Origin of the sequence: Paenibacillus xylanilyticus (genome assembly GCF_047246825.1) — a bacterium.
Classification (GTDB): Bacteria; Bacillota; Bacilli; order Paenibacillales; family Paenibacillaceae; genus Paenibacillus; species Paenibacillus xylanilyticus_B.
Window position 1 is genome coordinate 329,760 of record NZ_JBFOLB010000002.1, and the last position, 13,319, is coordinate 343,078.

Sequence of the window (13,319 nt, forward strand, 5' to 3'; positions counted from 1 at the left end):
TCGACAGCTTAATGCTCAACAACCCCTTCCAGCATGGTGAGATAGAATTGAAGAAGCCTATGCATGGTTTCCATTCTGTACAAATCCGTGTTGTATTCCATACGTAGCCTCAGGATATCGGACTCTTCATATACATGCAGAATCAAGTCATACTTGGACGTATTTCCTGCTTCAATCATCAATTGCACGGATACATCCTGGAGCTGATATTGGTGTGTAAATTCATTTTGCAGCGTGAACATGACCTGAAAACCTGGCGTTGATCCCGGAGCCGTCTGATACGCAAGGTCGGGTAGCAGCAATTCAATAGGTACTTCCTGATGTTGATAGGCATCCAGGGACATTCCTTTAACCTGTTCCAGCAGATCTTCAAATGTCATATCTTCGCTAAACTCGACTGGCAGAATAACCGTATTGGCTACAAACCCAATGAGATGATCCACTTCTGCGCGGGTACGATTGGACATTACGGTTCCAATAGGAATATAGGCTTGTCTGGTGAAACGATGGATCAAATAAGCGTATAGTGAGAATAAGAACATAAAGAGAGTGGCTCCTGACTGATTCGCCTTCATTAACGTCATAGAGGTCAATTGGGGGTCTACTATACGCTCTATCGTATTTCCCTTGTATGTTCTGGCCTCAGGATACGGAAAATCACATGGCACCTGTATGATGGGCAACGGGCGATTCAGTGTGTTTATCCAGTATGCTCTTTGCTCCCATAAGGGAGAAGAGTTGTCTTGTTCCATGGAGGATTGCCACAACACATAATCCGAGTAGGACACGGAAGGTTTAGCCATCATTCGATGTGACTCTTCCACTTCCGAGTTATATAATTGCACCAATTCATGGGTGAAAATCTCTACTGACCAGCCATCAGACATGATGTGGTGCATGGACACAATCAGGATATGCTTGTCCGTACCGCAATCGATCAGGCATAATCGAAGACATGCATCGCTCACAAGGTCAAACCGCAAGTTCGCTTCCCGCTCAATCTCCGCTCTAATTCCAACTTGTCTCTCATTGTCCTGAAGCTGCCCCAGATCTACCTTCCGAATCTCTATATCAGATCCCATCTCCGCGACATATTGATAGGGCTCTCCATCCTGAATACCAAAACGAATACGCAAAGCCTCATGTCGCATCATTAATGTTTGTAGGGCGTTCTGGAGTCTGCGTACATGAAAGACGCCTGTAAAGTGAATTGAAAAGGTATTGGTATAAAATGCGCTGTCCGGAGCAATCATGTGCAGAACCCACTGACTTTTTTGCTTCAATGTAAGTGGAAGCTTGCCCGTTCTCTGCTGCTGAGCCGGGATGGAAAGGTGGTTTTTCAACGGTTTAGCATGCTGCAGTTCATGAAGAATTCCCTCGATGGTCGCTTGTCTGAAGAAACGCTGTACCGGAATAACCACCCCATATTCGGAAGCAATCATGGATAGCAGCCGAGTCATGCGAAGGGAGTCGCCACCAAGTTGAAAGAAATCATCATGGCTTGTCACTTGAGTTAATCCCAACACCATTTGAAATGCCTTCTCAAGAAACTGACGCTGCTCTGAAGATACCGATGTTGTTTCAGTTGCATGAGGTTGTCTATACACTTCAATTCGATCAAAATGTATGTTCTGCGTCTGTACATATTCACGAACTTTTGTATACACCCAAGCCTCTTGGCAATGGTCCTGCTCTGACGTGTAGTGAATAATGCACAGCTTGTCCTGTTGTATCTGCGTTCCCCTTGAATCTTCTTGTCCAGCCTGTTCCCAATCTGCTATTTCAATCGAAGTTGCCGCAACTTCTTCTTCCATGATCAACTGGGCCTGCTGTCGTTCATGCAGCAAGCAGTCTATTCGATTTAGCGTTTCATCAAATTGTCCCTGGAGAAGCAAATCCACAAGTTGCAGGCGCTGGATTTTCCCTGTAGGTGTACGAGGGAATTCCTCTTTGCTCACCGGAACGATAAACCTGGGATTCACGCCAAATTGTCTCGATATCTTGCCTCTCAGCTCTTGACAGACGAACAAATTCAAGCCTTCATCGTCATTCTGGGGTGTATAAAACAGCAAAAGCTGATCATTACCGGACTCCCCCCCTGATATTCCTGCTGCGGCCACGTAGTCCGTGTCAATACCGTACACTTGCTTCATCATTGCTTCAATCTCATAGTTGTATATATTTCTGCCGTTCATGATCAGCACGTCTTTTTCCCTGCCTGTTAATGTCAATATTCCGCCTCTAACAAAGCCGAGATCACCTGATTCGAACCATCCATCCTCCGTTAATGCGTTGTTAGTCGCTTCAGCATTGTTGAAGTATTCCGTGATAATTGAATCTCCCTTGAGTTGAACTTTCCCTATCCGGGCTTCCGGAAGCAGGTCATTGCAATCATTCACTATACGCAGACTTATGCCGGGAATCACCTCTCCAATCTCGACAAAGGCTATCGTTTCGTCAGTCTTGGACTGGTCGACAACGATCAATTCGTCATTCAACGAATCCTTTACAATATGCTGAATGCCACCTGTCTCGGAATGATCAAACGTTCTACTAAAGCAGAGACTGCCGGAAAATTCAGTCATGCCGTATGCAGGAACAATACTGTCAGATCTCAGACCAAATGGGGCTAACCGATGCAGGAAGTCTTTGCCTGTCCGGGCCGAAATCGGCTGTCCTACATTCAAAATGGTGCGAATGGATGACAAGTCCCATCGCTTGGAATGAACAGCTTCATCTTGCTGATTGATCTGTGCATAGGCAAAATTAGGAGCCCAGGTGAATGTGACTTGATGTGTCTCTATATCATCCAGCCATGTAATGGGAGTATTCAAAAAACGCTCAACGGAGCTTAACACCTGCTCACTGCCCAATACAACGCCGAGGATATGATTGGTTAACAGTCCACCAGCATGATAGAGTGGCATCCAATTCAATGTGATCTCATCGGACGTCAGCCCCAGATGTTGTTCAATACCTATAATGTTCGCCAGGACTTGGCGGTTTTGATAACGGATACACTTTGGAGTACCTGTTGTTCCTGAAGTAAACAGGGTAAGGACAGGGTCCCCGGATTCACTCCTATGCCTATTCTGAGAACGTTCATGCTGTAGCAACTCCTGAACCGTGGTTAACGGTCTTTTACGATTGCCCTCCCTCATGAAAGAAGCATCGGAGTCTCCTACAATGAGCGGGCAATTTAATAACTCCCACACCTGTTCCAGCTTATGGTGATCCACATGATCAGTTGGCAAATGAAGAGCGGGTTTCAACGGTACAGCGATAATCCCGCCGAGTATACAAGCCCAGAATACGGCCACGAAATGATCAATGCGAACAATCTGCAGAATGACGGAGTCTCCTGGCCTGACGCCTTGCCGATGCAGTCCCTGAAGGATGCGTTCCGCATCCTGAGACAATTCCATATAATCCGACACTCGGTCTTCCCCATTCTCCAACTTATAGTACAGTCTCTTCTTTGGATGATTTCTGACGGTCAGATCGAAGGACTCAGCAAGCGTCTCAGGATGTCCCGAACAATCAAGAGGTTTGCCTATCAGAATTGCTGGTGTTCCAGAAGAATGGTTAGATTGCGAATCCCATAGCTTCGGTGTCTGACCATATTTGAAATGTTCCTGCGTCTTCAATAGGTTTGAAGCAGCCGGTTGGGGCGAGTACTTATGCCAAGTCCCGGAAGAAGGCACCGCCCGCATAGATATGGTAAGTTGTTGGATCGGAAGCTCACGTCTAATATAACGTTGGAGATCAGTATGAAATGACATTCGAACGGTTTCTCCTTTCACTGCCCTGAGGTAATGGTGAGTTCATGTAACGAATGGTCCAGACTATCCTGTGAAACTTCAACAGGGATCCACCCACGGACACTATTGATCAGCCATATATTTGAAGCTTCGATAATGTCTTTACATGTTAATACCTTTTCCTCCAGGACGCCGTCCTCCAGAAGCTGATTTCGTAGCGTGCCTGCTAATAGTCCACAATCTCTTGGTGGAGTATACTTCTTACCTTGTTGTTCAATGACAACATTCCCTATCGTGAATTCAGTCAACTCACCCCGCTCATTCCACAGCAACACATCATAGTCATCTCCACACGCCTTGCGATGGACCTCGTACACGTCCCGATACGTTGTCTTGTGATACAATAAGCGCTGCCTGGAAGAGATCGGCGTTTTAGCGAGCGCTACCGTCTGGGTTCCTTTTACTTCAGCAAGGCTCGCGCCCTCAACTGAGATGTGCCCCAATGGAGACAACAAAACTCTGACTTTATGCAGGCCGGTTGAATGTTCGCTGGCATAGGCAGTGAGTTTGTTCTGAATATCTCCTCTAATTGCCTCAAAGTTGAAATAGGAAGCCGAGTCCATCAAGCGATCAAGGTGTCTTTCCAAGAGTGCATACTGTCCGTTCTCCAATCGAAGCGATTCCAGCAATTCGAAATACGGTTTTTGTTCCGTTAGCATCAGCGCTTTGGTTTTGGCCTCCCCATATTCGTCCGAAGCTGTCGAATCCCAGGTGATGCCTCCGCCTACACCATATTCAGCCCGATTTCGCTTATGATCTATCCACACCGTCCGAATCGCTACATTAAAAACGGATGAACCATCCGGACTCAACATGCCAATCGAACCGCAATAAATCTCCCTAGGCGTATCTTCCAGTTCATGAATTAAGTTCATGGTGCTAATCTTCGGGGCCCCAGTGATGGAACCACAGGGAAAAAGGGCTGAGAACATGTCCTCAAGCTCTATGCGCGACCTTGTATTTGCTGTAACGGTGGAGGTCATTTGAAACAGGGTATAATATTTCTCAATATCAAAAAGTCTCGGTACATGAACGCTTCCCGTCTCGGCAATAACACTAAGATCATTCCGGAGTAAATCCGTAATCATCACATTTTCAGCCCGATTTTTGGGGGACTGATACAGCCAGTCCGCCAATTCGTTGTCCTGTTCCTGGTAGAATCCCCGTTTCACTGTTCCTTTCATCGGACGAGTCTCCAGCTGGTTTCCATTTTTCTTAAAAAACAATTCAGGAGAAGCACTCAAAATACTGATATCACCCAATTGCAGCATGGCTGAATAATCCGCCTGTTGTGCATCGCATAGTTTTGTATAAAAAGCGTACGGATCACCTTCGTAAGCTGTACGAAGACGCATCGTATAATTGACCTGATAAGTGTCTCCCCGCGCGATAGCCTCGTGAATTTTATGTATATTCTGATGGTATGTCTTCTCCGTAACCGTTGGTTCCCACTCAGAGATGCGATATCCTTCAGATGAAGTTGTAAAACCTGTGCCGTACCCTTCAAAAATACCAAACCATACCAGCGGCAAAGCTACACCTGAATGAACACGAAAAGCAGGATCGAAAGCCGGAGCTGCCTCATAAGACACATAGCCTGCTGCATAATATCCCTGACGAACGGCCTCCTGAATTTGCCGCAATGCTGGTTTCACCTCATCAATGGATGTGGCTTTAATAACTTCAACAGGATTCCTGAAGATTTTTCGCTGCTTGCAGCGATCTTCGCCTACAAAATCAAATAGGATATACGGATTGGCATCTGATTGATTCATTCAAGAAAACCTCCTTGGGAGCTGGTTTAGAGCGTAACGTAACTTGAATCGGATTCCGTCTTCTGTCGCGAACAGTTCTGCAGGAAATTAGCCAGAATCTGCTTACCGGACGGGGTTATTATCGATTCCGGATGAAACTGGACCCCTTCTATAGTCCAATTTTTATGACGAAGTCCCATCACTTCCCCATCGCTGGACCATGCGGTGACTTCCAATTCTTCCGGGAGGTCAGGATTGACAATAAGCGAATGGTATCTGGCAACATTCAGGACGGCAGGCAAATTTTCAAACAATGTTTTGCCATCATGAGTGATATCGGATGTTTTCCCATGCATGAGATGTTTGGCAGATTCGACTTTTCCTCCAAATGCCTGAGCGATGGCCTGATGGCCAAGACATACACCAAGGATCGGGATCTTTCCTGCAAAATAACGAATCACATCAAGAGAAATTCCGGCATTGGACGGATTGGACGGACCAGGAGAAATTACGATATAATCTGGCGACATCTCTTCCAATTCCTCCAGCGTGATTGCATCGTTACGGTGCACGTGTACATTCTCTCCCAGATCAGCGAAGTACTGCACAAGGTTATACGTGAAAGAATCAAAGTTATCAATCATGACGATCATAAGCAGGTATCCCTCCAATATTGAATTGAAATCTAGAAAAGGATGACTTACTATCTGGGAGACTGACTATTCGGTCTAAAACAAGATGTACCAAACCGTTCTGTTTGCAGTTGTAACGTGAATATGAATTCTGAAACTTAAAAAACAGACTGTTCGGTTTAATTAAATTCGTCTTTCGTCATAAAAGGAGATTTGCTATCGTTTCTCGTGAAATTTAATCAGAGGTTTTAATTACTTGGATTAAGTGACTTGTAAAACAGGAGAAGCAAAGAGAACAATGTCTGGTTGCCTTTTAGTGGTAAATAATGGAAGTTATCTGAAGAAGTACACTCTGTAACATGTAATATTCGTATATCTTGGGAATTAAAGTGAAACTCAATTCCTATTTCATAATAAACCATATTAAACAAGTATACCACTATTGTTTAAAATATTTTGCACATTGATAACCTATTATGTAAATATTCAATAAAAAATAAGTTATTTTGTCTTTTCATAGCAAAAATGAATCGAAGCTCAAAAAAACTGGCCCCTCAGGAAGTATGGAACCATTCCTGATATGACCAGTTCAATTACATCGAGCTTACAATCCAACCGATCCAGTACGCAAATGGAATTAATAACAACTGTGCCAACAGTGTACCGAATAAACGGGATACAAGCATGCAGCCATAGATTTGACTCATTCGATCCAAACGGATCTCACCGCGTAATGATTTGTCACTAAGCAGGGAAATTCGCGGATCAATCAGGATGGTCAGCAAAATGGTGGCAATTCCGTTGATTAACCCGGTCGATTGGGATGCAGCAACAGCCTGTGCGGGATAAAGGTACGCTGCGTACAAACTGGACAACACACCTGTCGTATAAATGGCTGTTACCGCTACATTTAGCGTCATTAAGCGTCTTGGCATCCCATGTTGAACTAATCGCTTAGCCATCTTCCAGGATGGCGGGGTGATGTAATATGCTGCATTTCTAATCTTGCTCCGCTTCAGCATACCGCGAACCATCGCCGGGATCGAACCGGCTGCTTCAAAATGCACGACCATTCTCGATGAGAGCTTCACCATGGTTGGGAAACACAATATGGCTGCTGCCGTTCCTATCGTTGCGGCACCCATTAACCAATGCAGCTGTGCTGCAAAGTGTGGGTTGGCTCCACGCGTTGCGGTATCCACCAGATTACCTATCATTGGACCCTGAGCCATATTTGAGGTTCGAGAAACCAACAACAAGATACCTGCCAATGAGATAGCCAGCGCGATTCTGCGCGTGCGTAATCCACCAAGGCGGAGCGCGTATGACAAGCTGTCTGCGGCATGAATCAGCATGGTGAACAGCATGGGAATAGCTAAACTAAGACTAAACATATGTACGAACTCCTTTATCTTCCTTTTATTGAATTTTTCCATTCATGTCACAGCATTATACTCCTCCCGCCAGCAGAAGTATAGAAACGAGAGCACCTGGATCATCGTTACTTACACTCATGGAGCTTTCCTGCTCGTCGTTTATCCCTCCCCTCACAGGGTAATATACAACTAATCCATTATTGCACAGGAGGGATTCACATGCCTTGGAACAAACATGATTATCCGGTATCCATGAAAAACCTGGAGCCACGTATCAGACATAAGGCAATCGAAATCGCCAATGCCTTGCTGGATGACGGGTATGAGGAAGGTCGCTCGATCGCCATAGCGACAGCCAAAGCGGAAGAGTGGGATGAGAATCATCCCGCGTCGGAGAATTCGAAATCGTCAGACCGCAACAAATCCTCTTCTGAGCGTCGTCACTCCGAACCCATCTCTACTTCCAAAAGTCATGATAACATCCATGTGGTACCCACGGACTCTGGCTGGGCAATCAAGGAAGAAGGAAAGTCCAAATATTTATCCACATTCGATACCAAGACGGAAGCTGTAGAAGCGGCCAAAGAACTTGGCAGCCAGCAGAACATCCGGGCCATTATCCATAATCAGGATGGGCAGATTGCTTCCTCCATCAAGCCCTGAACGAATCAGTAGATGGAAAAACGAAAGTACTCGGGCAGCCGCATTTCGTAATAACGCTACTAAAATAACAAAATCCCTTTTGCTGCCCAAGCAGCCAAAAGGGATTTTTGTTTAAAGCGTTTGAACCATCTAACGAAAGCATGACATGTTCATACGGGTTGTAGTCGTTCTGAAACGTATGGTTAATGGGATACCCCTCTAGCCACTGTACCCCGCTGTGAAGCAGCAGCGTTAACTGCTTTGGCTGCAGCAGATGGTATCGGCAATTTCACAGCTGAAGTTGTCACCGTCCGGCGAGCCGGAACACTGACCACGTACGTAATGACTTTACTGGCAATCCACACGGCCAGAATGGTATATAAAGTTTCTTTTACCGGAAGAAAGAAAAGGGATAATCCCAGCACAAACGCATCGCTGACAAAGAAAACTGTTCCCAGTTTCCATCCCTTCCAGCGGCTAACCAGCACGGCGAGAATATCGTCTCCGCCTGTCGCTCCGCCAAAACGAAGCACAATTCCTGCCCCTATACCCGTCAATACACCGGATAAGACTGCCGGAATCCACAGGTTACCGTTGAACGACATTTCGAGTGTCGAGTAACGCTCAAACCCGTCATAGAACAGGGAGAATGCACCGACGCCAATCAACGCCTGAATCATGAACTTCCAGCCTTTAATAAACCAAGCCAGAATCATGACCGGGATGTCGAGCAGCAGCATGCCGATGGCAGGCGATAACCCCGTCGCGTATTTTCCGAGCAGGGCCAGACCGACAAATCCGCCCTCCGATAAATGATTCTGAAAATTAATGTGATAATACGCAAATGCCAAAATAAAAGTACCGAGCAGCATGATGGCGAGCTTTCCCGCCTCAGCTTTAATGTGTTGTTTGGTTAACGATGTTCTCTTCATTCAGGTTCCCTCGCAGTTTGTAGGTTGGTTTAGACCGACCGTACCCTGCAAAAGGCAAGCCTGGAAGAAATCATCGTATTTGTCCTTCGAATATTCATTCCAATCCCCTCTTTCGCAGAGTCAGCCGTTTTTTGGATACGGTTGGTTTACTCTACAAGGGGCGCTATGTGTATGAGAGATCGTAACGTTTCCAGATCGTCCTTGGGGAGATTGTCCTTCGGGAACTCATGGTATCCTGATCCTTTCTGTCTGTTGTGGTTAGCTATGCCAATTAAACTGGCGAACTTTACACGTTTGACCAAATGAACTTTACACTTAACCACTACGATTGCAGTACCCTCTTTCGATCGCTGTTATCCCCTGATTTTCTGATTTCCTTTTTCCAAAGGTAAAATCCGGTGATAAAGGCGAACGCTTCGCTTCTCCAGATGGGTTCTGCACTCTTCGTTCTCGTGTAAATGACATCTTATAGAAACATGCGAATTCTTTATCCAGTTTAAACTTCTGTAGCTAACTTGCTTGTTCTTCTATTATATAACACCGACGTGAGCGGGTCTAAACAGCTGACCCTCCAAAAATGCGCATAAAGCAGGCTCTGGGCTGCTCCAGCAGTCAAACAACCACACCAGGACAATCAATGCTTGCTAATGGTGCAACCTGCTCCTTCATTCTATGACCGATGGCTCCGAATATAACTGTCCAGTCACCCAACTGTGACAATTTGGGTCCATTTTTTATTTTTGTGCGAATTTTGAAGGAATCATCGGCCGCTTCCACATACACTATAGCAAACGAAAATCGGCTTATTCTTGTCCGGGTGCAGACGTTTTCAAACTTACTCTGCTTTTTATGGTATAATATAACAATTGATTCCCACTACCGTTTAAGCGAGGCGGATTGATGAAAACGTTAAAGCCAAGAGTCTTTATTGGCTGCTCGCTGGAAGCGAAGCCGATTGCAGCCGCAGTACACGAAAACTTGCGTTTCTCTGCCGAGGTTACTCCTTGGTACTCCGGTGTTTTTAATCCAAGCAGCTATACCATGGACGATCTGGAAACTGAGGTGCGCACGACTGACTTTGCCATTTTTATCTTTCATCCGGATGACATATCCAAGATTCGCGGGAAGTACTATGCATCGGTCCGGGATAATACAATGCTGGAAATGGGTCTGTTTATGGGCCGCTTGGGACGAAAGCGTATTTTTTTCATTCTTCCTGAGGATATTACGGACATCAAGGATGCCACAAAAGTTGAAGGATTGCGAATGCCTACAGATCTGTTGGGATTAAATCCACTGGTCTACGAAATTCGTTCAGATGGGAAGTGGGCGCCAGCTGTCTCAGTCGCATGTTCCAAAATCGCTGACAGTATTGAAGAACAGGGACGCTGGAGTGATCCGGAATTGGAAAAAATCATCACCCAGCATAAAGTGGCTGAAGGAGAAGCACGGTTGCAATTGCTCAAGCTGCTGCGATTCTTCAGAGAATTACTACGGGTACGCAAAGCCGATGCCGTCATGCTTGACCGGATGAGCGATGCCCTTCGTACAGCCTTTGTATCTCAACCTCCATTCGCAGTACGTGGTACGGCCATATACCGGACAGATGACAGTGGTTATATCGAGCAATTATGTGGTAATGTAGGAGAACCGGGGAGAAAATATGAACTGTCTGCCAACGACGACATGCAGCCAGATGACCCGAAGCGCATTCTGGTCATTGATTCTTACCGCGAAAATAAAATCAAGATTAACCTGTATGACGATTACCTTGAGAAAGAATATCTGCTATGCTATCCTGTAGCCAAGAGGTATGTGATTACGGTTCATATTATTGGACATATAGAAGCGGATGAGGCGGTATTTCAACAGATTGATTTACAAAATCGTCAACTGTTTAACGCCATCAACGATTTGTTAGGAGGCGAACCGGAATGAAACCGGAAATGAAAAAAATAAGCAAGCGCTGGGGCAGCGAGAAAAAGGTACGCCTCAGTTCTGCGCCAGAATCATCACGACCGGTTCCGGAACCTAAGGAAGAAGATCGTTTCCACAAACCGGCCGTACCGCTAATTACGATTGGCCCTTCTCTGAAGGGGAAGGAACGACCTTATAAGGTCATCCTGGAAAAAGAAGCATTGTACGAGAAGCCCCAATATTTAGCTTAACATTCTAAGCAACGTTCTCAAGCCTGCCGCTGAATCGGCAGTCATGTAGGCCCCGCCGCCCAAGGCAGGGGCTTTTTTATTGGAAACTTTTGTTGGGTTCTAGCCCTCTTCCCACAACGTGATGGAAAGATCGCAAATTTAACTCCCGGAAGCATCAGCTATTCTTTTACGTCCTTAGGTTTCCTGCAAAACCCAAAAATTATACCTAATTTTGGTGCTGGCTTGTCCTGATCTTCCTGTCTTCAATCGTCGTACATGACCTGCAGAAAAACCATTCCAGTTTTTCCCGGTTGTATTCTGTATCATCATTGCATATATTGATTATAATATAAGAACATATGTTCTGTAAATACAAAACATGTTCGAATTCAAGGTTAAGGAAGTGAATGTATGTCATCCTCCTCTTCCGCCCCATCCCCTGCGGATGAAGACCACCGTTTGGTTAAAGGCCTTGTTGTACGTACCCTGCTGCTGGATGTGCTTGAACGGGATATTCGCACTCTGGAAACACTGCTGTTGAAAATGCCTGAAGTCTACGTCCTGTCCCTAACCCGCATTCAAAATCAAGTACTCAAAGAAATGCTGGTGGTTCGCAAACAGATGCGAAAACGTGGTGTCAAGATTCTTGAAGAGAAACGTGAAACGGAAGGAATTGAAACGATCTACCTGTGCAGAGGATACTGGCAGCGATTCTACATGCTGTGGACATTCGCACGTAATGAAGTCAAACAAGAACTCAGCCTGCATCTGAACATTGATCTGACGCAGTGACTATAGCTTAAATTGGAATACAGGTTGACCACGGAAGGCCGGGTTCATTAAGATGGAATGGAACGTCATTGACTATGCACCCCATCCAGACCTGAGTTGTTTTCATCTCAAAACACCAAAAGCCTGCCGCATATTATTAGGCGCCCAGACTTCCATGGTTGAAATTCCTTCATACGTCTCATCACTCAAGGAGCTGTACTTTATGAATTCGAATTCGGTTAACCAAACATCCAGATATATTGGCGTTGCCGCAGATATCACCGAACTGATCGGCCAGACACCCGCTGTAAGACTGAACAGGCTCACAGGTAATGACTCTGCTGACGTATATGTCAAACTGGAATATTTCAATCCAAGCGGGAGCGTCAAGGACCGAGCCGCCTATAACCTGATCCTTCAGGCTGAACGCGCAGGACTCCTGCTCCCCGGGGCCACAATCATCGAACCAACCAGCGGCAATACCGGGATCGGCCTTGCCATGAATGCTGCTGCCAAAGGCTATAAAGCCATTCTCGTCATGCCGGATAATATGTCCAAGGAACGCATCAATATTCTGAAAGCCTACGGTGCAGATGTAGTACTTACTCCTGCGGCTGAACGGATGCCTGGAGCGATCCGCAAAGCGAAGGAGCTTCACGCTGACATTCCGGGAAGCTTCGTTCCACAGCAATTCGAGAATCAAGCCAATCCGGACATTCACCGGGTTACCACCGCACCCGAAATTGTGCAGCAGATGGAAGGCAAGCTCGACGCCTTCATTGCCACCGCGGGAACGGGCGGAACCATCACCGGAACCGGAGAAGAGCTGCGCAAGCAGCTGCCGGGCATCCGGATCTATGCGGTGGAACCCAAAGGTTCACCCGTGCTGTCCGGTGGCGAGCCCGGGCCGCACAAGCTCGTCGGTACAAGTCCCGGCTTCATACCGGACATTCTGAACACCGACGTGTGGGATTCCATTATCCAGGTGTCCGATGAGGATGCACTGGATACGATGCGGCAGCTTGCTGCCCGAGAAGGGCTGCTGCTCGGCCCTTCATCCGGTGCTTCGGTGTGGGCCGCCCTTCGCATTGCGAAGGAACTGGGGCCGGGGCACCGCGTGCTCTGCATTGCGCCGGATACCGGGGAACGGTATCTGAGCATGGGTATTTTTTAACATCACAAAAAGAACTCTTCGCAAAAAAATGGCTCCTGCCAAAATAAGATGCTGCTCTCTTACAGACGGT

10 protein-coding genes are annotated in these 13,319 nt (G+C 46.3%); 5 read left to right on the forward strand and 5 right to left on the reverse strand.

All coding sequences use genetic code 11. The features are described from left to right. Positions 1 to 8: 8 nt before the first annotated feature. From AB3N00_RS16160 to AB3N00_RS16175, 4 genes are all read right to left on the reverse strand, one after another. Positions 9 to 3,782, reverse strand: coding sequence for a condensation domain-containing protein (locus AB3N00_RS16160; protein ID WP_413035516.1), 3,774 nt, complete (start codon positions 3,780 to 3,782; stop codon positions 9 to 11). Between the two features lie 17 nt (positions 3,783 to 3,799). Next, positions 3,800 to 5,596 carry an aminodeoxychorismate synthase component I gene (gene pabB / locus AB3N00_RS16165; RefSeq protein WP_413035517.1) on the reverse strand — a complete coding sequence of 599 codons (1,797 nt, stop codon included), beginning with the start codon at positions 5,594 to 5,596 and terminating at the stop codon, positions 3,800 to 3,802. 26 nt (positions 5,597 to 5,622) lie between these two features. Further along, positions 5,623 to 6,228 carry an anthranilate synthase component II gene (locus AB3N00_RS16170; RefSeq protein ID WP_413035518.1) on the reverse strand — a complete coding sequence of 202 codons (606 nt, stop codon included), beginning with the start codon at positions 6,226 to 6,228 and terminating at the stop codon, positions 5,623 to 5,625. Positions 6,229 to 6,800: 572 nt separating this feature from the next. Next, positions 6,801 to 7,601 (reverse strand): lipid II flippase family protein, encoded by an 801-nt coding sequence (locus tag AB3N00_RS16175; protein ID WP_413035519.1) that lies wholly within the window; start codon positions 7,599 to 7,601, stop codon positions 6,801 to 6,803. A 201-nt stretch (positions 7,602 to 7,802) separates the two neighbouring features. Between AB3N00_RS16175 and AB3N00_RS16180 the strand changes: the two genes are divergently transcribed. Further along, positions 7,803 to 8,246, forward strand: coding sequence for a DUF2188 domain-containing protein (locus AB3N00_RS16180; RefSeq protein ID WP_413035520.1), 444 nt, complete (start codon positions 7,803 to 7,805; stop codon positions 8,244 to 8,246). Between the two features lie 182 nt (positions 8,247 to 8,428). On the opposite strand, the gene AB3N00_RS16185 is transcribed toward AB3N00_RS16180, so the two are convergent. Next, entirely contained in the window at positions 8,429 to 9,157 is a 729-nt protein-coding gene (locus AB3N00_RS16185) for a YitT family protein (RefSeq protein WP_413035521.1), read from the reverse strand. A gap of 900 nt (positions 9,158 to 10,057) precedes the next feature. On the opposite strand from AB3N00_RS16185, the gene AB3N00_RS16190 reads away from it, so the two are divergent. The 4 genes from AB3N00_RS16190 to cysK all read left to right on the forward strand — a co-directional run bounded on the left by AB3N00_RS16190 (position 10,058) and on the right by cysK (position 13,249). After that, positions 10,058 to 11,095: a nucleotide-binding protein gene (locus AB3N00_RS16190; protein ID WP_413035522.1), complete on the forward strand. Its 1,038-nt coding sequence runs from the start codon at positions 10,058 to 10,060 to the stop codon at positions 11,093 to 11,095. Further along, on the forward strand, positions 11,092 to 11,325 hold the full coding sequence (locus tag AB3N00_RS16195; RefSeq protein WP_095290332.1) for a hypothetical protein: 234 nt from the start codon (positions 11,092 to 11,094) through the stop codon (positions 11,323 to 11,325). The genes AB3N00_RS16190 and AB3N00_RS16195 overlap by 4 nt, the downstream gene beginning before the upstream one ends. A 390-nt stretch (positions 11,326 to 11,715) precedes the next feature. Then, positions 11,716 to 12,096: a hypothetical protein gene (locus AB3N00_RS16200; RefSeq protein ID WP_413035523.1), complete on the forward strand. Its 381-nt coding sequence runs from the start codon at positions 11,716 to 11,718 to the stop codon at positions 12,094 to 12,096. Between the two features lie 202 nt (positions 12,097 to 12,298). Then, positions 12,299 to 13,249: a cysteine synthase A gene (gene cysK, locus AB3N00_RS16205; RefSeq protein ID WP_413036054.1), complete on the forward strand. Its 951-nt coding sequence runs from the start codon at positions 12,299 to 12,301 to the stop codon at positions 13,247 to 13,249. The last annotated feature ends 70 nt before the right edge of the window (positions 13,250 to 13,319 follow it).